23 protein-coding genes and 3 tRNA genes are annotated in these 25,529 nt (G+C 72.3%); 18 read left to right on the top strand and 8 right to left on the bottom strand.

Annotated elements, in window-relative coordinates:
- Positions 1-3 precede the first annotated feature (3 nt).
- From AB0C62_RS08785 to AB0C62_RS08810, 6 genes are all read left to right on the top strand, one after another.
- Positions 4-1,200 (top strand): glycine C-acetyltransferase, encoded by a 1,197-nt coding sequence (locus AB0C62_RS08785; protein ID WP_362971124.1) that lies wholly within the window; start codon positions 4-6, stop codon positions 1,198-1,200.
- Between the two features lie 143 nt (positions 1,201-1,343).
- Entirely contained in the window at positions 1,344-2,249 is a 906-nt protein-coding gene (locus AB0C62_RS08790; protein ID WP_362970963.1) for a LysR family transcriptional regulator, read from the top strand.
- Positions 2,250-2,286: 37 nt separating this feature from the next.
- Positions 2,287-2,868 carry a helix-turn-helix domain-containing protein gene (locus AB0C62_RS08795; protein ID WP_362970965.1) on the top strand — a complete coding sequence of 194 codons (582 nt, stop codon included), beginning with the start codon at positions 2,287-2,289 and terminating at the stop codon, positions 2,866-2,868.
- Between the two features lie 11 nt (positions 2,869-2,879).
- Positions 2,880-3,476: a GNAT family N-acetyltransferase gene (locus tag AB0C62_RS08800; RefSeq protein ID WP_362971126.1), complete on the top strand. Its 597-nt coding sequence runs from the start codon at positions 2,880-2,882 to the stop codon at positions 3,474-3,476.
- Between the two features lie 69 nt (positions 3,477-3,545).
- Complete coding sequence (locus AB0C62_RS08805; RefSeq protein WP_362970967.1) at positions 3,546-3,905, top strand: MmcQ/YjbR family DNA-binding protein; 360 nt, start codon at positions 3,546-3,548, stop codon at positions 3,903-3,905.
- A gap of 115 nt (positions 3,906-4,020) precedes the next feature.
- Positions 4,021-5,520: an MFS transporter gene (locus AB0C62_RS08810; protein WP_362970969.1), complete on the top strand. Its 1,500-nt coding sequence runs from the start codon at positions 4,021-4,023 to the stop codon at positions 5,518-5,520.
- Positions 5,521-5,573: 53 nt separating this feature from the next.
- Here the strand turns inward: AB0C62_RS08810 and AB0C62_RS08815 are convergent, their stop codons facing one another.
- Together AB0C62_RS08815 and AB0C62_RS08820 are read right to left on the bottom strand one after the other, a co-directional pair.
- Positions 5,574-6,485: a transketolase C-terminal domain-containing protein gene (locus AB0C62_RS08815; protein ID WP_362970971.1), complete on the bottom strand. Its 912-nt coding sequence runs from the start codon at positions 6,483-6,485 to the stop codon at positions 5,574-5,576.
- A gap of 138 nt (positions 6,486-6,623) precedes the next feature.
- Positions 6,624-7,325, bottom strand: a complete 702-nt coding sequence (locus AB0C62_RS08820) for a transketolase (protein WP_362970973.1) — start codon at positions 7,323-7,325, stop codon at positions 6,624-6,626.
- 178 nt (positions 7,326-7,503) lie between these two features.
- Between AB0C62_RS08820 and AB0C62_RS08825 the strand changes: the two genes are divergently transcribed.
- Both AB0C62_RS08825 and AB0C62_RS08830 read left to right on the top strand, forming a co-directional pair.
- A tRNA-Pro gene (locus tag AB0C62_RS08825) sits at positions 7,504-7,577 on the top strand.
- A gap of 294 nt (positions 7,578-7,871) precedes the next feature.
- Complete coding sequence (locus AB0C62_RS08830; protein ID WP_362970974.1) at positions 7,872-9,725, top strand: ABC transporter ATP-binding protein; 1,854 nt, start codon at positions 7,872-7,874, stop codon at positions 9,723-9,725.
- A gap of 66 nt (positions 9,726-9,791) precedes the next feature.
- Here AB0C62_RS08830 and AB0C62_RS08835 read toward each other — a convergent pair whose 3' ends face one another.
- Together AB0C62_RS08835 and AB0C62_RS08840 are read right to left on the bottom strand one after the other, a co-directional pair.
- The gene (locus AB0C62_RS08835; RefSeq protein WP_362970975.1) at positions 9,792-10,604 is read right to left on the bottom strand and encodes an SAM-dependent methyltransferase; all 813 of its coding nucleotides are present in this window, start codon (positions 10,602-10,604) and stop codon (positions 9,792-9,794) included.
- Positions 10,605-10,753: 149 nt separating this feature from the next.
- The gene (locus AB0C62_RS08840; protein ID WP_362970976.1) at positions 10,754-11,098 is read right to left on the bottom strand and encodes a DUF3140 domain-containing protein; all 345 of its coding nucleotides are present in this window, start codon (positions 11,096-11,098) and stop codon (positions 10,754-10,756) included.
- Between the two features lie 267 nt (positions 11,099-11,365).
- On the opposite strand from AB0C62_RS08840, the gene AB0C62_RS08845 reads away from it, so the two are divergent.
- The 5 genes from AB0C62_RS08845 to AB0C62_RS08865 all read left to right on the top strand — a co-directional run bounded on the left by AB0C62_RS08845 (position 11,366) and on the right by AB0C62_RS08865 (position 17,664).
- On the top strand, positions 11,366-12,553 hold the full coding sequence (locus tag AB0C62_RS08845; RefSeq protein WP_362970978.1) for a thiolase family protein: 1,188 nt from the start codon (positions 11,366-11,368) through the stop codon (positions 12,551-12,553).
- Between the two features lie 118 nt (positions 12,554-12,671).
- On the top strand, positions 12,672-14,180 hold the full coding sequence (locus tag AB0C62_RS08850) for a long-chain fatty acid--CoA ligase (protein WP_362970979.1): 1,509 nt from the start codon (positions 12,672-12,674) through the stop codon (positions 14,178-14,180).
- 88 nt (positions 14,181-14,268) lie between these two features.
- Positions 14,269-15,042: a sulfite exporter TauE/SafE family protein gene (locus tag AB0C62_RS08855; protein ID WP_362970981.1), complete on the top strand. Its 774-nt coding sequence runs from the start codon at positions 14,269-14,271 to the stop codon at positions 15,040-15,042.
- A 192-nt stretch (positions 15,043-15,234) separates the two neighbouring features.
- On the top strand, positions 15,235-16,818 hold the full coding sequence (locus AB0C62_RS08860) for an alpha-amylase family glycosyl hydrolase (RefSeq protein ID WP_362970983.1): 1,584 nt from the start codon (positions 15,235-15,237) through the stop codon (positions 16,816-16,818).
- 99 nt (positions 16,819-16,917) lie between these two features.
- A complete protein-coding gene (locus tag AB0C62_RS08865) occupies positions 16,918-17,664 on the top strand; it encodes a cobalt-precorrin-6A reductase (protein ID WP_362970985.1) in 747 nt (248 codons plus the stop codon).
- Between the two features lie 15 nt (positions 17,665-17,679).
- On the opposite strand, the gene AB0C62_RS08870 is transcribed toward AB0C62_RS08865, so the two are convergent.
- From AB0C62_RS08870 to AB0C62_RS08880, 3 genes are all read right to left on the bottom strand, one after another.
- Entirely contained in the window at positions 17,680-19,764 is a 2,085-nt protein-coding gene (locus AB0C62_RS08870; protein WP_362970987.1) for an MDR family MFS transporter, read from the bottom strand.
- Between the two features lie 61 nt (positions 19,765-19,825).
- Positions 19,826-20,596, bottom strand: coding sequence for a precorrin-6A synthase (deacetylating) (gene cobF / locus AB0C62_RS08875; RefSeq protein WP_362970988.1), 771 nt, complete (start codon positions 20,594-20,596; stop codon positions 19,826-19,828).
- A 54-nt stretch (positions 20,597-20,650) separates the two neighbouring features.
- Positions 20,651-21,175, bottom strand: a complete 525-nt coding sequence (locus AB0C62_RS08880) for a DUF309 domain-containing protein (protein WP_362970990.1) — start codon at positions 21,173-21,175, stop codon at positions 20,651-20,653.
- A gap of 100 nt (positions 21,176-21,275) precedes the next feature.
- Between AB0C62_RS08880 and AB0C62_RS08885 the strand changes: the two genes are divergently transcribed.
- A tRNA-Pro gene (locus AB0C62_RS08885) sits at positions 21,276-21,352 on the top strand.
- Between the two features lie 92 nt (positions 21,353-21,444).
- Here the strand turns inward: AB0C62_RS08885 and AB0C62_RS08890 are convergent.
- Positions 21,445-21,981, bottom strand: coding sequence for an NUDIX hydrolase family protein (locus AB0C62_RS08890; RefSeq protein WP_203659731.1), 537 nt, complete (start codon positions 21,979-21,981; stop codon positions 21,445-21,447).
- A 244-nt stretch (positions 21,982-22,225) separates the two neighbouring features.
- Here AB0C62_RS08890 and AB0C62_RS08895 point away from each other — a divergent pair, with 244 nt between their 5' ends.
- From AB0C62_RS08895 to AB0C62_RS08910, 4 genes are all read left to right on the top strand, one after another.
- Complete coding sequence (locus tag AB0C62_RS08895) at positions 22,226-23,125, top strand: dioxygenase (RefSeq protein ID WP_362970992.1); 900 nt, start codon at positions 22,226-22,228, stop codon at positions 23,123-23,125.
- A complete protein-coding gene (locus AB0C62_RS08900) occupies positions 23,122-24,216 on the top strand; it encodes a maleylacetate reductase (RefSeq protein WP_362970994.1) in 1,095 nt (364 codons plus the stop codon). Before AB0C62_RS08895 ends, AB0C62_RS08900 begins: the two co-directional genes overlap by 4 nt.
- A gap of 273 nt (positions 24,217-24,489) precedes the next feature.
- Positions 24,490-25,257 (top strand): NPP1 family protein, encoded by a 768-nt coding sequence (locus tag AB0C62_RS08905; protein ID WP_362970996.1) that lies wholly within the window; start codon positions 24,490-24,492, stop codon positions 25,255-25,257.
- Positions 25,258-25,373: 116 nt separating this feature from the next.
- Positions 25,374-25,447 (top strand) — tRNA-Pro (locus AB0C62_RS08910).
- Positions 25,448-25,529: the final 82 nt, after the last annotated feature.

Genomic DNA, 25,529 nt, shown 5'->3' on the forward strand with positions numbered 1-25,529 from the left:
ATGATGTTCGACTCCGTCCGTGACGACCTGCGCACCACCCTCGAAGAGATCAGCGCCGCCGGCCTGTACAAGCCCGAACGGGTCATCGGAAGCCCGCAGTCCGCGACCGTGAACGTCACCGCGGGCGGCCGCCCCGGCGAGGTCCTGAACTTCTGCGCGAACAACTACCTCGGTCTCGCCGACCACCCCGAGGTCGTCGCCGCCGCCCACGAGGCCCTCGACCGCTGGGGCTACGGCATGGCCTCCGTGCGCTTCATCTGCGGTACGCAGGAGGTGCACAAGGAGCTGGAGGCGCGGCTGTCCGCGTTCCTCGGCCAAGAGGACACGATCCTCTACTCCTCCTGCTTCGACGCCAACGGCGGTGTCTTCGAGACCCTGCTCGGCGCGGAGGACGCGGTCATCTCCGACGCCCTCAACCACGCCTCGATCATCGACGGCATCCGGCTCTCCAAGGCCCGCCGTTTCCGCTACGCCAACCGCGACATGGCCGACCTGGAGGCGCAGCTCAAGGAGGCCTCCGACGCGCGCCGCCGGCTGATCGTCACCGACGGCGTCTTCTCGATGGACGGCTACGTCGCCCCCCTGAAGGAGATCTGCGACCTCGCGGACCGCTACGACGCCATGGTGATGGTCGACGACTCGCACGCCGTCGGCTTCGTCGGCCCCGGCGGTCGCGGCACCCCCGAGCTGCACGGCGTCATGGACCGCGTCGACATCATCACGGGCACCCTCGGCAAGGCCCTCGGCGGCGCCTCCGGCGGTTACGTCGCCGCCCGCGCCGAGATCGTCGCCCTGCTGCGCCAGCGGTCCCGTCCGTACCTCTTCTCCAACACCCTCGCCCCGGTGATCGCCGCGGCCTCCCTGAAGGTCATCGACCTGCTGGAGTCCGCCGACGAGCTGCGGGTGCGGCTCGCCGAGAACACCGCCCTGTTCCGCTCCCGGATGACCGCGGAGGGCTTCGACATCCTCCCGGGCGACCACGCCATCGCGCCCGTCATGATCGGTGACGCCTCCGTCGCCGGCCGGATGGCGGAGCTGCTCCTGGAGCGCGGCGTGTACGTGATCGGCTTCTCGTACCCGGTCGTCCCGCAGGGCAAGGCCCGGATCCGGGTGCAGTTGTCCGCCGGACACTCCACCGAGGACGTCAACCGTGCCGTGGACGCCTTCGTGGCGGCGCGGGCGGAACTCGACGCCGCCTGACGGGGTGCCCGCCCCGCGGTCCCGGGACGGCGAAGGCCGCTCCGGGGGCGTGGGGCGACGGGCGGCCCGCGGCCTCACCCTCCGGCCGGGCTCCGGTCCGCCTGATGACCGGAAAGCCCGCGTGACCTGAGAGAATCGGTCGCATGATCGAAGCGCGGCGGCTCCACATCCTCCGTGCGGTGGCGGACCACCGCACGGTGACGGCGGCAGCCGCCGCGTTGTATCTCACCCCCTCGGCGGTCTCGCAGCAGCTGACCGCCCTGGAGCAGGAGACGGGCCACCGGCTCGTCGAGCGCGGCGCCAAGGGCGTGCGGCTGACACCCGCCGGAGAGATCCTGCTCAGCCACACCAACGCCGTCCTCGCCCAACTGGAGCGGGCCGAAGCCGAGTTGGCCGCGTACAGCTCGGGATCGGCCGGTACGGTCACGGTGGCCTCCTTCGCCACCGGCATCGCCCTGGTCGTGGCCCCCGCCCTGTCCCGCCTCGCCGTCGCCGCCCCCGGAATCCGCCTCCGGGTCCAGGACGCCGAGGGCGACGCCAGCCTGCCGATGGTGCTCGACCGGCAGGTCGACATCGCGGTGGCCGTCGAGTACCGCGGGGCGCCGGACGCGGACGACCCGCGCCTGACGCACGTGCCGCTCTACGCCGAACCCTTCGACGCGGTCGTCCCGGTCACCCACCGGCTGGCCGACGCCGAGGAGGTGCCGCTCGCCGAGCTGGCCAAGGACCCGTGGATCGGCCCCTACCCGGGCAACCCCTGCCATGACGTGGTCGTCCTGGCCTGCGAGAACGCCGGATTCCAGCCCCGCCTCGAACACTCATCGGACGACTTCCGGGCCGTCGTCGCGCTCGCCTCGGCCGACGCCGGTGTCGCCCTGGTGCCCCGCTCGGCGCTGCGCGGCATGGAACTCACCGGCGTCGTCGTCCGCCCCGTCGACGGCGTCGCACCCACCCGCCGCGTCTTCGCCGCCGTCCGCCGCGGCGCCGGGGACCACCCGCTGATCCGGCCCGTACTGGACGCGCTGACGCACGTGGCGGCGGCCGACTGAGACCCTGACGTCTCGAATCTGGGATATCATCCCGGATATGGGAAGTGGTGAGGTCGGTGTGGCCGCTGCGGTCGACGTCCGGCTCGGGGCGCGACTGGCCGAGCTGAGAGCCGAACGGGGCTGGTCCCTGGGTGAGTTGGCGGAACGCAGCGGCATCAGCCGCTCGACCCTGTCCCGTGCCGAGCGCGCCGAGATCAGCCCCACGGCCTCCCTCCTCAACCGCCTGTGCCATGTGTACGGGCGGACCATGTCCCAGCTGCTGAGCGAGGTCGAGGTGGAACCGGCGCTGCTGGTCCGCGCCGCCGACCAGGCGGTCTGGACGGACCGGGCCTCCGGCTTCGAGCGGCGGTCGGTGTCGCCGCCGCACGCCGGACTGCGGGGCGAACTGGTCGAGGGGAGGCTCGCGGCCGGCGCCGACATCGCCTACGACCGGCCTCCCGTGCCCGGCCTGGAGCAGCACATCTGGGTCCTCGACGGATCGCTCGACGTGACCGCGCAGGACGTCGAGCACCGGCTCGGCCCCGGCGACTGCCTCCGGCTGCGGGTGTGGGGCCCGACGCGCTTTCGCTGTCCCGGACCCGACGGCGTGCGGTACGCGCTGGCGGTGGTGCTCCCGTGACCGACTCGGCGATCACCGTGTCCCGGCTCACTGCGGCCGAACTCCTTTCGGCTGCCGCCGAGTTGGCCGATCTGCTCACCGACACCGTGGCCGGCGGCGCCTCGATCGGGTTCCTCGCGCCGCTCGAGCGGACGACCGCCGTCGCCTGGTGGGAGGAGCGCGCGACCGCCGTCGCGGCGGGGCACCTCGACGTCTGGACGGCCCGTCGCGGGGACCGGCTGCTCGGCACCGTGAGCCTCGTCCGCCCGGACAAGCCCAACAGCCGCCATCGCGCGGAACTCGTCAAACTCATGGTGCACCGGGACGGCCGCGGTCAGGGCCTCGGCCGTACGCTCCTGACCACCGCGGAGACCGAGGCCGCCGCGGCGGGCGTCACCCTCCTTCACCTGGACACCGAGACGGACAGCCCCGCCGAGTCCCTGTACCTCTCGGCCGGCTGGACCCGCCTCGGGGCGATCCCCGACTACGCGGCGACGCCGACGGGCGAGCTGCGTCCGACGACGATCTTCTACAAGCGGCCGGAAGCGGAAGCGGAAGCGGAAGCCGAAGCCGAAGCGGACGCGGACGCGGAGACGGAAGCCGGAGGCGATGCCCGCTCGGCGGAGTGACACCCGAAGCACCCTCTGACGTGGTGCTTCGGCCCGCCGATGTCAGTGCCGTTGGCTACCGTGCGTCCCATGCCGGATGCCGAAGACGTACGACGGATCGCCCTCTCCCTCCCGGACACGACGGAGAAGATCGCCTGGAGCATGCCCACGTTCCGGGTCGCGGGGAAGATGTTCGCCACGATGCCCGAGGCCGAGACCTCCATCGCCGTGCGCTGCCCGAAGGAGGAGCGCGACGAACTGGTCCTGGCCGAGCCGGGCAAGTTCTGGATCGCCGACCACGAGGCCGGTTTCGCGTGGGTCCGCGCCCGGCTCTGTGCGCTGGAGGACGACGACGAACTCCGGGACATCCTCGCCGACTCCTGGCGTCAGGCGGCCACGCCCCGACTGATCGAGGCGCACCCCGAGTTGGGGCGCCCGTCCGCCGACTGAAACGCCTCCGGCGTTGTCGGTGCCCCGTGGCATGATCCGGAAACAGGAGTGGGGCGCGGGACGGACGACTTCGTGGGGGAGTCGTGGGCAGGGGCCAGGGGAGGGTGCGAGCAGGATGACCAGGACGTCATCGGGCGAGGAGCCGCGGTGCGCGGGGCCGTCGGGCCCCGTGGCGGAGGAGCCCGCCACCGGAAAGTGGGGCACGCCGTCCCCGGCATCGCGGGATGTCGACGCACCGTCACGGGGCGGGCTGCTTCCGACCGGTGGGCTTGACGACGGGCCGGTCGGCGCCGACGGCCCTCTGGGCTCCGGCCCGCTCCGGGCCGACATCGTTGCCGACCGGCCGGCACGGTCCGTCTGGTCGCGCGACTTCGCCCTCTTCTTCGTCGCCCGGGCCCTCGCCCGGCTCGGCGACACGATGCTGCCCGTGGCCCTCGCCGCCGGACTCCTCCAGTACGGGTACGGGGTGGGCGCCGTCGGGCTCGCCATGGCCGCGTCGGCCGCCTCCTTCGCCGGACTGGTCATCTTCGGCGGCGTGATCGCCGACCGCTTCAGCACCCGCAAGCTGATGATCGGCGCCGACCTGGTGCGTCTCGTGACCCAGTCCGTCGCCGCGGCGCTCTTCTTCACCGACCACGTCGTCCTCTGGCAGATCTGTGTGATCGGCGCGGTCAACGGCGTCGCGGGCGCGGTCTTCCAGCCCGGTGTCGCCAGTACCGTGCCGCGCCTCGCGACCGACGTGCAGGGGGCGAACGGCGCCATCCGCATCGCCGAGTCGGGCGCGCAGCTCGGCGGCCCGGCCCTCGCCGGCCTGCTTGTCGCCTTCGCCTCCGCCGGCGGGGTCTTCGTGGCCCACGCGGCCACCTTCGCGCTCAGCGCCCTGTGCCTGCTGCTGCTCCGTCTGCCGCCGGCCGCTCCCGGAAGCCGGACGCACGGCGCCGGCTTCCGCGCCGATCTCGCCGAGGGCTGGCGGGAGTTCAGATCACGCACCTGGCTGTGGAGCGTCATCGTCATCTGGTGCGTCTACATGATCGCCGTCTGGGGTCCGGCCGTCCCCCTGGTGGCGACCGAGGTGGTGCAGCAGCACGGCCCGCGCGCCTACGGACTGATCAACTCCGCGCTCGGCGCGGGCACCGTCATCGGCGGACTCGTCGCCCTGCGCCTGCGGCCGCGCCGCATGCTGCGCGCCGGTTCGTTCGCCCTCTTCGCCTTCGCCTGCTTCCCGGCCTCCGTCGGCGCCGGGCTGGGCGTGGGAGCCATCTCAGCCGGAGCGGTCATCGCCGGCGCGGGGATGTCCGTCTGGGGTGTCATGTGGGCGACCAGCGTGCAGACGCAGGTCGCCCCCGACGTCCTCAACCGCATCCACGCCTACGACGTCGCCGGCTCCCTGGCGATGATGCCCGTCGGCCAGGCGCTCGCGGGACCCGCGGCCGCCGCCCTCGGCGCCGACCGCGTCCTGCTCATGGGCGGGGTCATGAGCCTCGTCGTGGCCGCGGCCCTGCTCTCGGTGCCCGCGATACGCGAGCTGGTCCGCGTGGACGGTCCCGTGCCCCGGCTGGGGGCCGCCGCCGCCCTCGCCGCACCGGCCCGGAAGGAGAGACGCCGGGCCGGCTGAGCGGGGCGCGTCCGGCCTCAGCGCGGGCGCGTGGGCGGCGGACGACCGGTGTCTCAGACCCGCACGGGGGCCGCGAGAAAGGCGTCGATCCGCTCCCGCAGGGACCGGGCGTCCAGACCGTGCGCGACCAGGTGCTCCTCCATCGTCCCGTAGCGCCGCAGTTCACGGCGGCCGACACCGAGACCGAGGACGCGGTGGGGCACGTCGGCGAGCGCGTCACCCGCGGCCGCAGTCGAGGTACCGGCCAGGTACGGCTCGACCAGGACGACATCGGTGCCCGCCGCCTCGGTGGCGCCGCGCAGGGCGGCCCGGTCGAAGGGGCGGACGGTGGTCGCGTAGAGCACGGTCACGTCGCGTCCCTCGGTGGCCGCGAGCACGGCGTCGAGCATCGGCCCGACGGCTACCACCACACCGTCGCGCCCCTCCCGGACGGTGCGGAAGCGGGAGCCGTCGACCCCGAGCGGGCGCGCGTTCGCCTGCACGGACAGCCGGACGTACACCTTGTCGTCCCCGGCGGCGACGGCGTGCCGCAGCAGCGTCTCCGCCTCGTCGGGGTGCCCCGGCACGTGCACGGTCCAGCCGTCGAGCGTGTCCAGCAGGGCCACGTCGCCCGGCGCCATGTGCGTGAAGCCGCCCGCGGGCCAGTCGAAGGAGGCCGCCGCGCTGACCAGTACGGCGCCCGCGTCCTGGTGCCCGAGGTCCAGCTTCACCTGCTCGAAGGGCCGCTCCACCAGGAAGCTCGCGAAGGTGTGCACCACGGGCCGCAGGCCGGTCAGCGCCAGACCCGCGCCCGTTCCGATCAGCAGCTGCTCCCGGATGCCGACGTTGATCACCCGGTCCGGATGCCTGCGCCGGGCCTCCGCGAAGCCGTCCGCGCCGATCTCGGCGAGCACGACCGCGACGCGCGGGTCCTCGTCGAGCAGTCGCGAGACGACGGGGGCGAAACGGTCACGCATGGTGTCCATGAGTACGGGTCCTTTCCTGGGGGCGGTGAGGTGGCGACTGCCGACGGCCGACCGTTCCCCCCGGGGTGCGGGAGAGAGGCCGGGTGCGGGCAGGAGTGGCGGGGGAGCGGGACGAGGAGTCCGCCGGAGCCGGGGCGGTCACGGGTTCTTCGGCTCGACCCGGGCCACGACCACCCGTGGCCGGCCCGGATGCGCGGCCGTGAAGGCCGCGTACAGGGCCTCGTGGTCGCGGCCGTCCACGGTCGCGGCCGACCAGCCGGCCGCCTCGAACCGTGCCGCGATCCCGCCCGGGCGGGCGTGACTGGCCGAGGAGTTGTCGATCACGACGGTGTGCAGCCGGTCCAGCCCGGCCGGTCCCGCGTACGCGATCGCCTCGTGATTGCTGCCCTCGTCCAGTTCCGCGTCACCGATCAGCACCCACACCCGCGGGTCGTCGAGCCCCTGCGCGCGCAGCCCGAGTGCCGTCCCGACCGCGATCGGCAGTCCGTGGCCGAGGGAGCCGCTGCCGATCTCCGCGCCCGGCACCAGCACCCGGTCCGGATGGTGCCCGAGCGGCGAGTCGAAGGAGCCGAAGCCGGGGAGCCACTCCACCGGCAGGAAACCCTTCGCCGCGAGCACCGCGTAGTAGGCCATCGGACCGTGCCCCTTCGACAGGAGGAACCGGTCACGTCCCGGATCCTCCATCCCTTCGGGAGCCACGCGCAGAACCCGGTCGTACAGCACCCAGAGCGCGTCCAGAGTGGAGGTCGCCGCCGGGCCGTGCTTCTCGTCGCCCGTCATCAGACCCATCAGTCGGGGCAGGTCGGCGTAGGTGTGGCGGTGCTTCGCGGTGATCGTCATGGAGACGAGCGTGCAACCTCAACCAAACTTCAGGTCAAGCGCGGGCGAGGATCTCCCGAACGTTTTCGGACGCCGCCGCGCTACCGCCCCGCGCAAAACGGGTGCGCGACCACCGGTACGAGTGCGGTATTGTTTCCGTGCACGTCCAGCCAGGGGAAACCCCAGGTCAGACGGGCATCGGGACGTGGCGCAGCTTGGTAGCGCACTTGACTGGGGGTCAAGGGGTCGCAGGTTCAAATCCTGTCGTCCCGACTCGAAGAGTCGTGGTTCGAAGGCCGTTTTCTCAGCGATGAGGAAGCGGCCTTCGTCGTATCCGCGCGCGCTGCGCCGTCGCACGCTCTCCCCTCCGCCTCCCCCCCCCCGTGCGACCCCCAGCGCCGGGCCGTGCCCCGGTGGCCGAGAAAAACGCGTGGACCGGCCGGAGGCCATCACGGGACACTGAAGCGGCCGGCCGGCCCGTACCGCACACCGCACGGTCCCTTCATGCATCGGCGGCTCCCCCGCGGACGCGCCGACAGGGCCGGCCACGACGACACGGGGTTGGGGATGGCATCAGCTGAATCGGACAGGGCGTTACGCGGCAGGGGCTCGGTGCTCCTCGCGCTGCGTCACTACGGACGGGAGCTGCGCCGGCTCCGCAGGCTGACGGGACCCGCCATGCTGCTGCCCGCGCTGGGCAACATCGGCATCAACTACGTCGCGCCGCTCATCGTCGCCAAGCTGGTGGGCCGCATCGCCGAGGGCACGGCGGTCTCCGTCGGTGCGGCACTGCCGTACGTCCTCGGATTCGGCGGCGTCCTGCTGCTCGCCGAGGCCCTGTGGCGGCTCGGCCTGCACTGTCTCAACCGCCTGGACGCCCTCGGCATCGAGCACCTCTACGTGATCGGCATGGACGAACTGTTCGCGAAGGACGCCGCGTTCTTCCACGACAACTTCGCCGGGTCGCTGACCAAGCGGGTGCTGAGCTTCGCCACCCGCTTCGAGGAGTTCGTCGACACGATGACCTTCCAGGTCGTCGGCAGCTTCGTACCGCTGCTGTTCGGCTCGGTCGTCCTGTGGCGCTACGAACCGCTGCTCGTGGTCGGACTGCTCGCGATGATCGCGGTGACGGGGCTGTGCGTGGTGCCGCTCATCCGCCGCAGGCAGGCGCTCGTCGCGCAGCGGGAGGAGGCCATCGCCCGGGTCTCCGGCCATGTCGCCGACAGCCTGATGAACATGGACACGGTCCGCGCCTTCGCCGCCGAGGAGCGGGAGGCGGCCGAGCACCGCTCGCGGGTCGCCGCGTCACGCCGACTCACCCTGCGGTCCTGGGACTACGGCAACCTGCGCATCGACACGCTGGTCGCGCCGATGTCGGTGCTGACCAACGCGCTCGGCCTGCTGCTCGCGGTCGCGCTCGCCGGGGGCGGGCACGGAGTCGAGGCCGTCGTCGTCGCGTTCACGTACTACGCCAACGCGACCCGGATCATGTTCGAGTTCAACCAGATCTACCGGCGTCTGGAGAGCTCGATGACGGAGGCGGCGCAGTTCACCGAGCTGCTGCTGACGCCGCCGACCGTGCTCGACCCGGTCGCCCCTGAGCCGCTGCGGTCCCGGGCGGCCGACGTCCGCTTCGAGCGGGTGAACTTCACGCACGGAGGGGCGAAGCCGCTGTTCGCGGGGCTGGAACTGGAGGTGCCGAGCGGAGCGAAGGTCGGTCTGGTCGGCAGGTCCGGGGGCGGCAAGACCACGCTCACCCGGCTGCTGCTGCGGATGACGGACATCGACGCGGGCCGCATCCTGATCGGCGGCCAGGACATCAGCAGGCTGCGCCAGGCGGACCTGCGCAGTCTGATCGCCTACGTGCCGCAGGACCCCGCGATGTTCCACCGCACCCTGCGGGACAACATCGCCTTCGCGCGGCCGGAGGCCACCGAGGCGGAGATCCGCCGCGCGGCCGAGGCGGCCCACGTCACGGAGTTCGCCGACGCGCTGCCCGAGGGCTTCGACACGATGGTGGGCGAGCGGGGCATCAAGCTGTCGGGCGGCCAGCGCCAGCGGGTCGCCCTCGCCCGGGCGATCCTGCGGGACGCGCCGATCCTGCTCCTCGACGAGGCGACCAGCGCCCTGGACTCCGAGAGCGAGATCCTCGTCCAGGAGGCGCTGTGGCGGCTCATGGAGCAGCGCACGGCGCTGGTGGTGGCGCACCGGCTGAGCACGGTCGCCACCATGGACCGGCTCGTCGTCCTGGACCACGGACGCGTCGTCGAACAGGGCACCCACCAGGAACTGCTCGCGTCCGAGGGCGCCTACGCCAAGCTGTGGCGCCACCAGTCGGGCGGCTTCATCGACGACGGCCCGGCTCCGGCCGACCTCGCCGTGACGGCCGAGGCCGCCCCCGCGCCGGCCGAACGCCGCTGAGCGGCGGGGCGGCCGGGCAGGCAGGGAAGGCCGACAGGGCTCGGACGGAGGGGAGTCGGACGCTCCCTAGCGCTTGAAGCCGACCCCGCCGTACAGGGACACGGGCTCGTCGCCGATCGGGGTCTCGTCCTCCGCGAGGTCGGGACGCCAGTCCTTCACGGAGACGATCCCCGGTTCGGCGAGGTCGAGTCCCGTGAAGAAGCGCGCCACTTCGGCGTGCGAGCGGCCCACGAGGGTGACCCCGCCGCGCGCGTACGTCTCGATGCCCCGCCGTACGTTCTCCGGCTCGAAGTCGGCGGTCATCGCGGACAGCGCGAGGCAACTGCCCGGCGCCAGCGCGTCCACCAGCTCCCGCACCAGCTCGTACGCGCCGGACTCGTCGGCTATGAAGTGCATCAGCGCGATCAGGGAGAGGGCCACGGGCCGGTCGAGGTCGAGCACCCGGCCGGCCTCGGCCAGGATCTTCCCCGGCTCGCGGATGTCCGCCTGGATGTACTCCGTCACCCCCTCCGGGGTGCCCCGCAGCAGTGCCTCGGCGTGCGCCAGCACGATGGGGTCGTTGTCGACGTAGACCACCCGTGCGTCGGGAGCGGTCAGTTGCGCGATCTGGTGGAGGTTCGGCTCGGTGGGGATGCCGGTGCCGATGTCGAGGAACTGGCCGATTCCCGCCGTGCGGACCAGGTGGCGGGTGGCCCGCTGCATGAACCAGCGGTTGCTGCGCGCGGCCCGCTTGGCCCCCCGATCGAGGGACATGATGTGCTGCCCGAGCTGCTCGTCGACCGGGTAGTTGTCCTTGCCGCCCAGATACCAGTCGTACACCCGTGCCGGATGGGGCCTGCTGGTGTCGATCCGGTCCGCTGCGGACTCGGTCCCCGTCATACGACAACTCCCTTTTCCGTTCGGCCTGTTCACCCCGTCGGCGGCTGTCCGGCCCGGGTGCGCGAGCAGTGTGCCATCCGCGCCGGGCCCGGGCCGGGCGACCGTCGATCCCCGGCCACCCGGCGCCTGCCCGGCCCTCCGGGAGGCGCTCAGCGCCGGCGCCTCAGCGGATCGTGGCCCAGGGTCATCAGGCGGTGGCGCGCGCGCTCGTCGGCGGGTCCCGCGTCCGGACCGTCCGCCTCGGCCTCCACGGTGTCGATCACCTCGTACATGGTCGCCACGTCCTCGTCGGTGAGATCGGCGCGGCGCTTCTGCAGGAGCGCGAGGACCAGCAGGCCGGTCGGCGCGCCCGGCCGCCCGGGCGGCGGTTCGCTCCCCATGGCGGTCTCGCCGGTCTCACCGGCCCGCAGCCAGGCCGCGAGCTCCTGGGAGGTCATGTTCACCACGCGGTGGAACTCGTCCCACAGCGCGTCGAGCTCGACGGTGTCGGTCATCTCGGTGCCCCTTCGGTGCTCCCGCCGGTCTGTCTCGTGACGCGGGGCGGCGAGCGGTGTCCCGGCGCGCCGTCCCGCATCCACGCCTGCCCACCGTGCCCCGCTCCATGCGGGCACCGGTACGGGGGACGGATCGGCGGATACCGTCCGCCGGCGGATCTTCCCAAGGGTCGGGTGTCGGTCTATAGTCCAAAACTAGCAGTGCTAATTAATGTCGTGCCCGTCGTTGTCAGTCGTTGTCCGCTGTTGTCCGTCAGGAGTCCTGTCGTGCGCCCCGTCCACTTCGCGGCCGCCCGCCGCACGCCCATCGGCAAACTGCGCGGAGCCCTGTCCTCCGTGCGGCCCGACGACCTCGCCGCGAGCGTCATCCGCGGCCTGGTCGCCGAGGTGCCCACGCTCGACCCGGCCCGCGTCGACGACGTCTACTGGGGCGCGGCCAACCAGGCCGGCGAGGACAACCGCAACGTCGCCCGCATGGCCGCGCTGCTCGCCGGGCTGCCCGACAGCGTGCCCGGCGCCACCGTCAACCGGCTGTGCGCCTCCGGCCTCGAAGCCGTCACGACGGCCGCCCGTGCCATCGCCTCCGGCGAGGCCGACATCGTGCTCGCCGGCGGTTCCGAGTCGATGAGCCGGGCCCCCTTCGTCCTGCCGCGCCCGGACGAGGCGCTGCCGCACCGCATCGAGACCGTCGACACCCGGCTCGGCTGGCGGCTGGTCAACCCCGCGATGAAGGACCTGCACGGGCTGCTGTCGATGGGGGAGACCGCCGAGGAGGTCGCCGAGCGGTACGGCGTCTCCCGCGAGCGGCAGGACACCTTCGCGCTCCGCAGCCACCAGCGCGCCGCCGACGCCCGCAAGAACGGCCACTTCGACGCCGAGCTGCTGCCCGTGGAGCGCCCCGACGGCGTGGTCGTCGACCGCGACGAATGCGTCCGCGAGGACACCTCGCTCGACAAGCTGAGCCGCCTCAAGCCGGTGTTCCGCGCGGGCGGCACCGTCACCGCGGGCAACGCCTCACCGATGAACGACGGCGCGGCCGGTGTCCTCCTCGTCAGCGAGGAGGTCCTGAACGAACTCCACCTGGAGTCCCTCGGCCGGTACGTCGCCGGGGCCTCGGCGGGAGTCGACCCGGACGTCATGGGCATCGGCCCGGTGCCCGCGACCCGGAAGGCGCTCGCCCGCGTCGGCTGGAGTGTCGACGACATCCAGGAGGCGGAGTTCAACGAGGCGTTCGCCGCCCAGGCCCTCGCCTGCGTCGACCGCCTCGGCATCGATCCGGACCTGGTCAACCCGACCGGCGGCGCCATCGCCCTCGGCCATCCGCTCGGCTGCTCGGGCGCCCGCATCCTCACCACCCTGCTGCACCGCATGCGCCGCACCGGCGCCGGGCGCGGCCTGGCCACGATGTGCGTCGGGGTCGGGCAGGGCAGCGCGGTCCTGGTCGAGCGCCACTGACACCGGCCGCATCCGCACGTCCGGGGGCCCGGGACGCCGTACGCCGCAGCGCGTGCGCCGGGCCCGTCCCGCCCTCGCCGGTCCAGAGCCGCACCAGCAAGAAACGGAGCCACCCTCCATGGCAACCCTGTCCCTCGCCGCGATCCTCGCCGAGAACGCCCGGCGCCGCCCCGCGAAGACGGCGCTCGTCGAGGGCGAACTGCGCCTCACCTTCGCCGAGGTGTGGCGGTCCGCGCTGGCCCAGGCCGGCGCGCTCACCGGTCTCGGCGTGCGGCCCGGGGACCGCGTGGCCCTCATGGCGCCCAACACGGCTGAGTTCCCGCACGCCTACTACGCGATCGTGGCGGCCGGAGGCGTGGTCGTCCCCGTGCACCTGCTCCTGTCGGCCACCGAGGTCGAGCACGTACTCAAGGACAGCGGAGCGACGCTGCTGCTCTGCCACCCGGCCCAGGAGGCGACGGGTGCCGCCGCCGCGCGGGCCCTCGGCGTCCGGGTCGTGACGCTCGGGACCGAGTTCGAGAAGCTCGCGGCCGACGCCGAGCCCCTCACCTCGTACGTCACCAGGGACGCCGACGACCCGGCCGTCGTCTTCTACACCAGCGGCACCACCGGTGTCCCCAAGGGCGCCGTGCTCACCCACTTCAACCTGGTGATGAACGCGACGGTCAACGCCTTCGACGCCAACGACATCCGCCCCGACGACGTCGCCCTCGGGGCCCTGCCGCTCTTCCACGCCTTCGGGCAGACGGTCTCCCTCAACTCGACCTGGCGCGCCGGCGCCACCCTCGTCCTGCTGCCGCGCTTCGACGCCGCGCGCGCGATCGAGCTGATGGTGGAGGAAGGCGTCAACACCTTCCACGGCGTCCCGACGATGTACGTCGCCCTGGCCGCTGCGGCGGCGGGCGCGGCGGCCCTGCCCGAGCTGCGCGTCTGCATCTCGGGCGGCGCCAGCCTTCCCGTAGCGGTCCTGGAGCGGTTCGAGGCGGCGTTCGGCGCGCGGATCTACGAGGGTTACGGACTGTCGGAGACCTCGCCGACCGCCACCGTCAACCAGCCGCTGTTCGGCACCAGGGCCGGCACCATCGGCCACCCGCTGTGGGGCGTCGACGTGGAGATCGCGCGGGCCGAGGTCGAGGGACGGATCGAACTGCTGCCCCCGGGCGAACTGGGCGAGGTCGTCATCCGCGGCCACAACGTCTTCTCCGGGTACCTCGGCCGGCCCGAGGCCACCGCGGAGGCCGTGGTCGACGGCTGGTTCCGCACCGGAGACCTCGGCACCAAGGACGACGACGGCTTCCTGCGGATCGTCGACCGCAAGAAGGACGTCATCATCCGCGGCGGCTACAACATCTACCCGCGCGAGGTCGAGGAGGTGCTGATGCGTCATCCCGCCGTCGCCCAGGTCGCGGTGATCGGCCTGCCGGACGAACTGCACGGCGAGGAGGTGTGCGCCGTCGTGGTCCGCGCCGAGGGCGCCACGGCCGACGCGGTCGAGATCGCCGAGTGGTCCAAGGACCATCTGGGCCGTCACAAGTACCCGCGTCGCCTGGAGTTCGCCGACGAGATGCCCCTCGGCCCGAGCATGAAGGTCCTCAAGCGGGAGCTGCGCACGCGCTACACGGCCTGACCGGCGCCCGCGCTCCGTCCGGCCAGGGGCCGTCTGTCGAGACGCTCCTTACGCTGGCGAGTTGCGTGGGCATAGCATCGGTCCCCGCATGAACACGATGACGCTCTGGCACATATCCAGCTGGGAGTTCGCCGCCCTGGCCGCCGCGGCCCTGCTCGTCGGCTTCTCCAAGACCGCCGTGAGCGGGGCCAACACGGTCAGCCTGGCGATCTTCGCCGCCGTGCTGCCCGCCCGCGCCTCGACCGGCGTCCTCCTGCCCATCCTGATCGTCGGCGACGTGCTCGCCGTCCTCACCTACCGGCGCCATGCCCACTGGCCCACGCTGTGGCGGCTGTTCCCCGCGGTCGCCGCCGGAGTCGTCCTCGGCACCGTGTTCCTGGTGTGGGCGGACGACGCGGTCGTCCGGACCTCGATCGGCGCCATCCTGCTGCTCATGGCGGCGGTCACCGTGTGGCGCCGCAGGGCCGCCGTCCAGGACGACGAACCCGACGCCGTCGTCACGCGCGCGGGCCGCGTCAAGGCCCGCTCCTACGGCGTGCTCGGCGGGTTCACCACCATGGTCGCCAACGCGGGCGGTCCCGTGATGTCGATGTATCTCCTCTCGGCGGGCTTCCGCAAGCTCGGCTTCCTCGGCACCTCCGCCTTCTTCTTCCTGATCGTCAACGTGTCCAAGCTGCCCTTCAGCGCGGGACTCGGTCTGATCGACGGCCACTCGCTGCTGCTGGACGCCGCGTTGGCGGTCTTCGTCGTGCCGGGCGCGTTCCTCGGGAAGTGGGCCGTGAACCGGATCAACCAGCTGCTCTTCGAACGTCTGGTGATCGCGGCGACGGTGGTCGGCGGAATCCAACTGCTCCTCCACTGAGTCAGGCCGCCCGGCCGGGGCAGTCGTGACTCGTCGGCCGCCGAGAAACGCGGTGGATCTTTCCGACTCCTGCTCCACGTCTCGTCCCGAACGCTCTTGGAAAGCGCTTTCTACCCTGTTAGCTTGACGCGGCGCGCCCGCTCACGGTGGCCGCGTCCTGCCCTGCCGACGCCTGAGAGAAGGGCCGCTTCCATGGCGGACATCCAACCGCCGCCCGCCTGGCTGGCGGACGCGGTGATGTACCAGATCTACCCGCAGACCTACGCCGACACCGACGGGGACGGCATCGGGGACCTGCCCGGCGTGCTGCACCGGCTGGAGTACCTGGAGTGGCTCGGCGTCGACACCGTCTGGCTCAGCCCGTTGTTCGCCTCGCCCTTCGCTGACGCCGGATACGACGTCAGCGACTACCGGACCGTCGCCCCCCGCTACGGCACGAACCACGACCTGGCCACCCTCGTCGAGGAGGCCCGCTCGCGCGGCATCCGGGTCATGCTGGACCTGGTCGCCGGGCACACCTCCGACCAGCACGCGTGGTTCCGGGCCTCGGCCGACGATCCCGGCGACGACCGCTACATCTGGGCCGACACCACCGAGGCGCCGAGCCCCGCCTGGGTGCCCTCGCCCGGCACCCGGCCGGGGTACTACCTGCCCAACTTCTATCCCGTCCAGCCGGCCCTCAACTTCGGCTACGCGCGCCCGGACCCGGCCGAGCCCTGGCGCGAGCCCGTCGACGCCCCGGGGCCCCGCGCCAACCGGGCGGCGCTGCGCGAGATCATGGCGTACTGGTTCGACCGCGGTGTCGCGGGCTTCCGTGTCGACATGGCGTTCTCCCTGGTGAAGGACGACCCCGACCGCTCGGCCACCGCCGCCCTGTGGCGCGAGACGCGGGCCTGGATGGACGAGACCTACCCGGACCGGGCGCTGCTCTCCGAGTGGGGCGACCCGAAGACCTCCGTGCCCGCCGGGATCCACGCCGACTTCTTCCTCCACTTCGTCGGCCGCCCGCTGCGCTCGCTGTGGGGCAACGCCCAGGGGAGCCACAACCCGGTCTGGGGCGAGGACCCCTGCTTCTTCGGACCCGACGGCGACGGTTCGATGCGGGAGTTCCTCGACGCCTGGCGCGAGGCCGACACCGCCATCGCCGGAGCGGGATACGTGGCTCTCCCCACGGCCAACCACGACTTCTCCCGGCTGGTGTGCGGCACCCGCACCCGGGACATGGTCGCGCCCGCCTTCGCCTTCCAGCTCACCTGGCCCTCCCTGCCCGTCATCTACTACGGCGACGAGATCGGCATGCGGTATCTGCCGGGACTGCCGAGCAAGGAGGGCAGCCAGCTCGGCGACGAGGCACGCCAGGGCTCCCGTACACCGATGCAGTGGGACGACGGACCCAACGCGGGCTTCTCCACGGCGCCCGAGGGCGACCTGTACCTGCCGGTCGACCCGGCCGTCGACCGGCCGTCCGTGGCCGCGCAGCGGGACGACGACGGCTCCCTGCTGCACCAGGTGCGCGCCCTGATCCGGCTCCGGCGCGAACACCGGGAACTGGGCACGCACGGACCGGTCGACGTGCTCAACTCCGGCTACCCGTTGGTTTACACGCGCGGTGACTCGTACCTCGTGGCCGTCAACCCGAGCGGACGGCCGGCGAGCTGCGCGCTCAGCGACGTGAGCGTCGGCCCCGCCCTGCTCGCGCGGGGCGTCGAGGCCCACGCCGACGGAACGATCACCACCGCGCCGTTCTCCTACGGCGTCTTCCGCCTGGCTCCCTGACCGCGGCTCCCTGACCGTGGCTTCGTGACGGTGGTTACCTGACCGCGAGGACGGGGGCGTGCCCGGGACCCCACCGGCGCGCCCCCGTAGGCTCGGGCCATGTCCCCCCACGTCCTCGTCCTCGGCGGCACGACCGAGGCGCGTGAACTCGCCGCCGGACTCACCGCCCGCCCCGGCGTGCGCGTGACGACCTCACTGGCGGGGCGGGTGTCCCGGCCCGGCGCGCTCGAAGGGGACGTACGGACCGGCGGGTTCGGCGGTGCCGACGGGCTCGCGCGGTGGCTGCGCGAGCACCGGGTGGACGTCCTCGTGGACGCGACCCATCCGTTCGCGTCCGGCATCACCGCGAACGCGGCACGCGCCGCTGCGGCCACCGGCGTCCCCGCCGTGGTCCTGCGCCGTCCCGGCTGGCACGCAGGCCCCGGCGACCGCTGGCACGAGGCCGATTCCCTCGCCGAGGCCGCCGCACTGCTGCCCGGCCTCGGCCGCCGTGTCTTCCTCACCACGGGCCGGCTCGGTCTCGCCGCGTTCGCGGACCTCGCCGGACTCCACTTCCTCGTCCGGTCGGTGGAGGCGCCCGATCCGCCGCTGCCGCCGGACACCGAAGTGCTGCTCGCGCGCGGCCCGTTCACCCCGGACGGCGAGAGGACGCTCCTGCTCCGGCATCGCGTCGACGTCCTCGTGACCAAGGACAGCGGGGGAGCCGCGACGGCCGCCAAACTGACGGCCGCCCGCGATCTCGGCCTCCCCGTGGTCGTCGTCCGCCGTCCGCCCCTGCCGGACGGGGTGAGCGCCGTGGCGGACGTGCCGTCGGCGCTCGTCCTGCTGGACCTCGCAACGCGCTGACCGGCCCGCGCACCGTCAACCCGTCGAGGCCGGTTCCAGCTCCCGGGTCCGGTCGGGCAGCCCCTGGGTGAGGTCCTCGACCAGCAGGCGCTTGGCGATGGTGTCGACGGCGGCCCGCAGTTCCGTGCCGGACGGCCGGCCCACGTCCTGCTCGACCCGTTCCGCGAGCCACCTGCCCCAGGCCTTGCCGATCACCCGTGCCTCGCGCTCACCGGCCGCCGTGTGGGAGAAGAGCGAGCCGTGCCGGGTGAGATACCCCTCCTCGACCATGCGGCTGAACACCGGCACGAGGACCTCGGGCGGCAGATGGCGCCGGCCGGCGATCAGGTTGAGGTTGGCGTGGCCGACCATCCGGGTGAACAGCTCCACCTGCATCACGGCCCAGGCGCCCGCCACGTCCAGCCGGGTGTCCGACTCCTCGACGATCCGGCGCGCGGTCGCCATCTCCGTACTGCCGATGATCTTCCCGACGGAGGCCTCCAGCACCCGCTGGGAGTCGGTGCCGGCCGGCGACGCGAACCCCTCGCCCATGTCCGTCGAACCCAGCCGGGCGCTGTCCCGCAGCTCCACCTGCTTGAGGAAGAGCGCCACCACGAACCCGAGGAGCGCCACCGGTACCGTCCACAGGAACACCGTGTGGATGGTGTCGGCGTACGCCTCGATGATGGGCCGCGCCGCCCGGGCGGGCAGTCTGTGCAGGGCCTCCGGGCTCTGCGCCGCCCGGGCGAGCACAGCGGGCGGGGCCGCGCCGGTCTCCGCCGCCGACCGCACACCGTCGGCCAGGTTCGGCTTCAGCGCGTTGGTGTAGATCGTCCCGAAGACGGCCGTACCGAACGAGCTGCCGAGCGTCCGGAAGAAGGTGACACCGGAGGTCGCCGTACCGAGGTCGGTGTACTCCACGGTGTTCTGCACGGCGATCGTCAGGACCTGCATGGACAGTCCGATGCCGGTGCCGAGCACGAACATGTACAGGGACTCGAGCCAGGTCCCCGAGTCCGGTCCCATCAGGGACATCAGATACAGGCCGAGCGCCATCACGAGGGAGCCGACGATGGGGAAGATCCGGTACTGCCCGGTCTTGCTGACCACGTTGCCGCTGAAGATCGAGGCGATGAGCAGTCCCACCACCAGGGGCAGCGTCCGGACCCCGGAGATCGTCGCGGAGTCCCCGTCGACGTACTGCAGATACGTCGGCAGGAACGTCATCGCGCCGAGCATCGCGAAGCCCACGATGAAGCTGAGGATCGAGCACACCGTGAAGACCGGGTTGGAGAACAGCCGCATCGGGAGCATCGGCTGGGCAGCGCGGGTCTCCACCCAGCAGAACAGGCCGAGCGCGATCAGACCGCCCACGAACAGAGCGATGATGGTCGGCGATCCCCAGGCGTACTGGTTGCCGCCCCAGCTCGTCCCGAGGATCAGCGCGCTCGCGCCGACCGCGACGAGCGCGATGCCCAGATAGTCGATGACGGGCCGGGTCGCCGACTTCACCACGGGGATGGTGCGGGCCGCCGCGATCACCACGACGATCGCGATGGGCACGTTGATGTAGAACGCCCAGCGCCAGGTGAGGTGGTCCGTGAACAGTCCGCCGAGCAGGGGCCCGATGACCGTGGCCACGCCGAAGACCGCGCCGATCGCACCCTGGTACTTGCCCCGCTCGCGCAGCGGGATGACGTCCGCGATCAGCGCCATGGCGGTCACCATCAGACCGCCCGCGCCGATGCCCTGCATCGCCCGCCAGGAGATCAGCAGCGACATGTTCGTGGCGAGGCCGCACAGGAACGAACCGGTGATGAAGATGATCGCCGAGGCCTGGAACACCACCTTGCGGCCGAACAGGTCGCCGAACTTGCCGACCAGCACCGTCGCCACGGTCTCGGCCAGCAGGTACGCGGTCACCACCCACGACATGTGTTCCGCGCCGCCCAGGTCCGACACGATCGTCGGCAGCGCGGTCCCCACGATCGTCTGGTCGAGCGCGGCGAGGAGAATGCCCAGCACGATCGTCGCGAAGACGATGTTGCGGCGCCGGCCGTCCAGCACCGGCGGTCCGGGCGCATCCGCCGCGGGTGGCGCCGTATCCTCCGTGATCGTCACACCCGCCACCCTCACACCGGTGGACTCCCCGTGCATGTGGGGTCGCCCGCCCGGCGTACGGCTACTCCCGCGGATTCCTGCGCAGCAGATAGGTGTCCATGATCCAGCCCTTGCGCTCCCGGGCCTCGGCGCGCAGCCGTTCGATCCGGGGTGCCGTCTCGGCCAGCGGCCCGGACGCGAGGATCTCGTCGGGAGTACCGATGTAGGCGCCCCAGTAGATGTCGATGTCCTGGTCCGCGTACTGCCGGAACGTCCGCTGGGCGTCGAGCATCACGACCACGTCGTCCACGCCCTCAGGGAAGCCCTCCGCGAGGCGCCGCCCGGTGGTGATCTGCACGGGTCGGGCGACCCGGTTCAGACCGGTCCGGTGGCGGGCGACGAGCGCCGAGACACTGCTGATGCCGGGCACCACGTCGTAGGAGAACGCCACGGTGTCCCGCTCCTGGATCTCCTCCAGGATGCCCAGCGTGCTGTCGTACAGCGCGGGGTCCCCCCACACCAGGAACGCGCCGCTCTCGTCCTCGCCCAACTCCTCGGCGATCAGCCGTTCGTAGATCGCGCCGCGGGCGCTGCGCCAGTCCCCGACGGCCGGCGAGTACGCCGCGCCGCCCGCCGTCCGGTCGCGGTCCGGGTCACGCGCCTCGACCAGGCGGTACGTCCCCTCCGGCACGTGCGCGTCGAGGATGTCGCGGCGCAACCGGACCAGGTCGGACTTCACCTCGCCCTTGTCCAGGATGAAGAACACGTCCGTGCTCCTCAGCGCCTTGACCGCCTGCAGGGTGAGCTGCTCGGGGTCGCCCGCTCCGATGCCGATGACATGAATCTTTCGCACCCCCGGAGTCTGCCCCACGCACGGGACGCCGGACGCACCGCGTCCGGCTCCGCGTCAGCCGGCCCGCCCGCGCAGTCGCGGCGCCGACGCCGCCGCGTCGACCGGACCACCGTCACGCTCCACGGAGTCCGCCAACTCCCTTGCCCAGCAGGCGAGTTCCGCGAGGTGCAGATCGTGCGGCCGCGTCCGACCGGACTGCGCACCCCACTCCTCGACGGCCCCGGCCCCGCGCCGCAGCAGCCGGGCGCCGCCCGTCGTGTTCCCGCGGGCCGCGTGGGTGAGGCCCACGGCAAGCTGGGCCAGCCCGCGCCAGAGCCCCCGCTCGTCGTCCGGACCGGACTTCCAGGCGTCCTCGAACACCTCGTGCGCGTGGAAGGGCCGTCCGGTGTCCAGCAGGGTCTGGGCCTCGGCGACCGACTCCTCGGGTGCGCGTACGACGCCCTCCGGCTGCCGCTCCACCCCGGCCGATCCGTACGGCAGGGGGCGGCCGAGGCCGTCACGGGGCCGCGCGTTGCGCGCCCGGCCCTCGGGGTCCCGGTCGCGCCCTCCGGTCCGTGGTGTCCGCGATGGTCCGCTCATGATCCGATTGTCCCGCTCTCCGCGCCCCCTGCGGGGCAGCCCCCGACGTGGGGTAAAGTTCTGTTCGCACGATCGCGCGGTTCATCGCGCGAGAACGCACCGGGACGTGGCGCAGCTTGGTAGCGCACTTGACTGGGGGTCAAGGGGTCGCAGGTTCAAATCCTGTCGTCCCGACCAGCTTCAGAGCAGGTCGGAGGCCGTTTTCTCACCCGTGAGAAAACGGCCTTCTCCGTGTCCCCGTGTTCCCCGAGGGCCGTCGCCGGCCGCTGCTAGGACAGGCACCCGACGTGGGCCAGCGCCTGCCGCAGCAGCACTCCGTGACCGCCGGGCATCTCGTCCGCGACCATCGCCGACGAGGCCTCCTCCGGGCTGAACCAGACCAGGTCGAGCGCGTCCTGCCGGGGACGGCAGTCGCCGGTCACCGGGACGATGTAGGCCAGGGACACCGCGTGCTGACGCGGGTCGTGGAAGGGCGTGACACCGAGCGTCGGGAAGTACTCGGCGACGGTGAAGGGCTGCAGGGAGGCGGGAACCCGGGGGAGCGCCACCGGGCCGAGGTCCTTCTCCAGGTGGCGCAGCAGCGCGTCGCGGACCCGCTCGTGGTGCAGCACCCGGCCGGAGACGAGGGTGCGGCTGACCGTCCCGTCCGGACCGATACGGAGCAGGAGCCCGATGTGGGTGACTTCGCCGTTGTCGTCGACGCGCACCGGCACCGCCTCGACGTACAGGATCGGCATGCGGGCGCGGGCCGATTCCAGTTCGTCGCGGGACAGCCAGCCGGGCGTGGTTTCGGTCAAGTCAGACATTGCTTGATCATACTTTCCGTGCGTCCGGTGCGTGCGTGTTGCTCGGGTCAACCATGCCTTACGGAAAGGGTGATCACGTATCCCTCGGCGTCGGCCCGGCTGTGTCGGGGCCCCGCGGGCGGCCGTCACGGGGCGGGCGGACAGGACACCGGTGAAGGGTTCGCCGGTCTGACGCTCCCGGCCCGGAAGGCCTCGTAGCCTGGGCGCGTGCCGGGCAGGACGACCGAGGGACCACGGGAGCGACATGGCGGACGACTTCAGCAGGGACGTCGGTACGGACGGCGGTACCGACTTCACGACGGAGATCACCGAAGCCGTCGTCGACAGCTTCGCGGGCACGGCCGACCCGCGGCTGCGCGGGCTGCTCGGCGCGCTCACCCGTCACCTCCACGATTTCGTCCGGGAGACGCAGCCGACCATGGGGGAGTGGGAACAGGCCATCGGCTTCCTGACGGCGACGGGGCAGAAGTGCACCGACACCCGGCAGGAGTTCATCCTCCTGTCGGACGTGCTCGGGGTCTCCATGCTCGTGGAGACCCTGAACGGCCACCGGGACCCGCGCGCCACGGAGTCGACGGTCCTCGGGCCGTTCCACATGACGGCGTCGCCGCCGCGTGAACTCGGCGCCGACATCGACCTGATGGGCACCGGCGAACCGTGCGTGATCGACGGGCGGGTGCTCTCGCGGGACGGGACCCCGCTGCCCGGCGCGGTCCTCGACGTGTGGCAGGCGAACGGCGAGGGCTTCTACGACGTCCAGCAGCCGGACGTCCAGCCCGCCGGCAACGGGCGCGGACTGTTCACGGCCGACGCCGAGGGCCGCTTCCGGTTCCGCACCTGTGTGCCGAGCCCGTACCCGATCCCCACCGACGGCCCGGTCGGCGCCCTTCTGGGAGCCACCGGCCGTCACCCCTACCGCCCCGCCCACATCCACTTCATCGCCTCGGCGGCGGGTCACGCACCCGTCACGACGCACATGTTCGTGGCGGGTGGCGCGCACCTCGAATCGGACGCCGTCTTCGCCGTCAAGAAGAGCCTCGTGCAGGACTTCACCGAGACCGACGACCCTTCGCTGGCACGGGAGTTCGGCGTCGTGAACCCGTTCCGGCACGCACACTTCGACCTCGTACTGGAGCCGGCATGAGCACCCGCCCCGACAGCCCTCTCGACTTCTCCTACGAGACCCGGCCCGCCCGGGTGGTGTTCCGGCCCGGCGCGGCGGTGACGGCGACGCCGGGCGAGGCCGCGCGACTCGGTCTGCACCGGGTCCTGGTGGTCTGCGGCAGCCGGGGCGAGGACGTCGCGCGGTCGGTGGCGGACGCCCTCGGAGACAGCTGTGCGGCGGTGCACGCGGGTGCCCGGATGCACGTCCCCGTGGAGGTGGCGGACCGGGCCGTCGAGGCGGCACGGGAGGCGGGCGCGGACGGCTGCGTCGCCGTCGGCGGCGGCTCCGCGATCGGCCTCGGCAAGGCGGTCGCGCTGCGCACCGGTCTGCCGTTGATCGCCGTCCCCACCACCTACTCCGGCTCCGAGATGACGTCCGTGTGGGGCCTCACCGAGCACGGGGCCAAACGCACCGGACGCGACCCGTCCGTACAGCCGCGCTCCGTCGTCTACGACCCCGAACTCACCCTCGCCCTTCCGGTGCCGCTGTCGGTGACCAGCGGCGTCAACGCCCTCGCGCACGCCGTCGAGGCGCTGTACGCCCCCGACGCCTCACCGCTCGTCTCCCTGATGGCCGAGGAAGGCGTGCGCGCGATGACCGGCGCCCTCCGGCGGGTTGCGGAGGACCCCGGCGACCTGGAGGCGCGCGGGCGCGCCCTCTACGGTGCCTGGCTCTGCGGTGCCTGCCTCGGCGCGACCACCATGGGACTGCACCACAAGCTGTGCCACGTGCTCGGCGGCACCTTCGGCCTGCCGCACGCCGAGACCCACACGGTGGTCCTGCCCTACGCCGTGGCCTACAACGCGGCCGCCGCGCCGCGGGCGATCGCGGCGCTGTCGCGGGCGCTGGACACCGATGACGTGCCGCACACCCTGCGGCAGTTCGCGGGAGACCTCGGCGCTCCGCGCACGCTCGCCGAACTCGGTCTGAAGGAAGCCGACTTGAGTCGAGCGGCGGCCGAGGTCGCCGCGGAGTCGTACCCCAACCCGCGCGAGGTGACGGCCCACGGTGTCCTCGGGCTGCTGACGGCGGCGTACGAGGGCTGGGAGCCGCGGGCCGGGGGCGAGTAGGGCTCCGGGGGCCACGGTCGTCGGTTGCGGGGGAGACCTCTGTCCGTGCGGCAGTTCGGCAGCAACTGGGCTGTCTCGTCGGTGAGTTGCACCGTCAGGGTGTCCGGATCACCCCAACAGTCCGTCGCGGGACCCGCATTGGCTGATCCTTCATCGCTCGGACACCCGCGGAGGCTGGCGTTTTCCCGGCCCGCCCGGAAAGCTGATCTGGGCATGCCAACCTGACCGCGTGGTCTGCCCCGCCCCCACGCCGCGGTCGATCTGGAGGACGCAGTGAAGAGAAGCTCGCGGATCCGTAAGGTCTCGCTCATCCTCGGCAGCGCCGTCGCGCTGGTCGTCGCCTTCCCGGGCATGGCCCTCGCCGACCCGCCCAAGGCCTTGCCCGCGAACGCGGACGGACTGGAGCAGACGTTCCAGCCGGCCTTCGACTACGACACCGACGGCTGCTACCCGACGCCCGCCATCGGCCCCGACGGGACGGTCAACGGCGGCCTCAACCCCTCCGGCGCCCTGAACGGCCAGTGCCGCGACTCCTGGGACCTCGACAACACCAACGGCTACTCCCGCGAGAAGTGCAACAACGGCTGGTGCGCCATCATGTACGGCCTCTACTTCGAGAAGGACCAGGCCGTCGCGGGCAGCGGTCTCGGCGGCCACCGCAACGACTGGGAACACGTCGTGGTGTGGGTCCAGGACAACGAGGCCAAGTACGTGTCCACCTCGGCCCACGGCAACTTCAACATCCACGGCCGGGACCAGATCCGCTGGGACGGCACGCACCCCAAGGTCGTCTACCACAAGGACGGCATCGGAACCCACTGCTTCCGGCCCGCGAACACCAACGACGAGCCGCCGGAGAACCACCAGCACACCTGGCAGTTCCCGACCCTGGTCGGCTGGAACGGCTACCCGGCCGGGCTGCGCGACAAGTTGAGCGCCTACAACTTCGGCAGCGCCGTGTTCGGCCTCAAGGACGGCAACTTCAACGCCCACCTGGCCAAGGCCGAGCCGGCCGGCATCGCCTTCGACCCCAACGCCTGACGGGCGGCCCGGTGACCCCCGCTGGGCTGGGACGATGACGGTGCGTGCGGAGGCACCCACCGAGGTGCGGTAGGGTTCGGATGCGCGATCACACGGGATACCGGGTGGCGGCGCATCGGGACGTGGCGCAGCTTGGTAGCGCACTTGACTGGGGGTCAAGGGGTCGCAGGTTCAAATCCTGTCGTCCCGACTTTACGAAGTCGTCGGCCGGAGGCCGTATCGGGTGACCGATACGGCCTCCGGCTGTTTCCGCGCCCACCGAGGCGCGGGCC

This window comes from Streptomyces sp. NPDC048643 (genome assembly GCF_040650615.1).
Classification (GTDB): Bacteria; Actinomycetota; Actinomycetes; order Streptomycetales; family Streptomycetaceae; genus Streptomyces.

Coding starts and splice junctions, on each gene's coding strand:
- AB0C62_RS08785 (WP_362971124.1), top strand. CDS start 4: ATGTTCGACTCCGTCCGTGACGACCTGCGCACCACCCTCGAAGAGATC.
- AB0C62_RS08790 (WP_362970963.1), top strand. CDS start 1,344: ATGATCGAAGCGCGGCGGCTCCACATCCTCCGTGCGGTGGCGGACCAC.
- AB0C62_RS08795 (WP_362970965.1), top strand. CDS start 2,287: ATGGGAAGTGGTGAGGTCGGTGTGGCCGCTGCGGTCGACGTCCGGCTC.
- AB0C62_RS08805 (WP_362970967.1), top strand. CDS start 3,546: ATGCCGGATGCCGAAGACGTACGACGGATCGCCCTCTCCCTCCCGGAC.
- AB0C62_RS08810 (WP_362970969.1), top strand. CDS start 4,021: ATGACCAGGACGTCATCGGGCGAGGAGCCGCGGTGCGCGGGGCCGTCG.
- AB0C62_RS08815 (WP_362970971.1), bottom strand. CDS start 6,485: ATGGACACCATGCGTGACCGTTTCGCCCCCGTCGTCTCGCGACTGCTC.
- AB0C62_RS08820 (WP_362970973.1), bottom strand. CDS start 7,325: ATGACGATCACCGCGAAGCACCGCCACACCTACGCCGACCTGCCCCGA.
- AB0C62_RS08830 (WP_362970974.1), top strand. CDS start 7,872: ATGGCATCAGCTGAATCGGACAGGGCGTTACGCGGCAGGGGCTCGGTG.
- AB0C62_RS08835 (WP_362970975.1), bottom strand. CDS start 10,604: ATGACGGGGACCGAGTCCGCAGCGGACCGGATCGACACCAGCAGGCCC.
- AB0C62_RS08840 (WP_362970976.1), bottom strand. CDS start 11,098: ATGACCGACACCGTCGAGCTCGACGCGCTGTGGGACGAGTTCCACCGC.
- AB0C62_RS08850 (WP_362970979.1), top strand. CDS start 12,672: ATGGCAACCCTGTCCCTCGCCGCGATCCTCGCCGAGAACGCCCGGCGC.
- AB0C62_RS08855 (WP_362970981.1), top strand. CDS start 14,269: ATGAACACGATGACGCTCTGGCACATATCCAGCTGGGAGTTCGCCGCC.
- AB0C62_RS08860 (WP_362970983.1), top strand. CDS start 15,235: ATGGCGGACATCCAACCGCCGCCCGCCTGGCTGGCGGACGCGGTGATG.
- AB0C62_RS08865 (WP_362970985.1), top strand. CDS start 16,918: ATGTCCCCCCACGTCCTCGTCCTCGGCGGCACGACCGAGGCGCGTGAA.
- AB0C62_RS08880 (WP_362970990.1), bottom strand. CDS start 21,175: ATGAGCGGACCATCGCGGACACCACGGACCGGAGGGCGCGACCGGGAC.
- AB0C62_RS08890 (WP_203659731.1), bottom strand. CDS start 21,981: ATGTCTGACTTGACCGAAACCACGCCCGGCTGGCTGTCCCGCGACGAA.
- AB0C62_RS08895 (WP_362970992.1), top strand. CDS start 22,226: ATGGCGGACGACTTCAGCAGGGACGTCGGTACGGACGGCGGTACCGAC.
- AB0C62_RS08900 (WP_362970994.1), top strand. CDS start 23,122: ATGAGCACCCGCCCCGACAGCCCTCTCGACTTCTCCTACGAGACCCGG.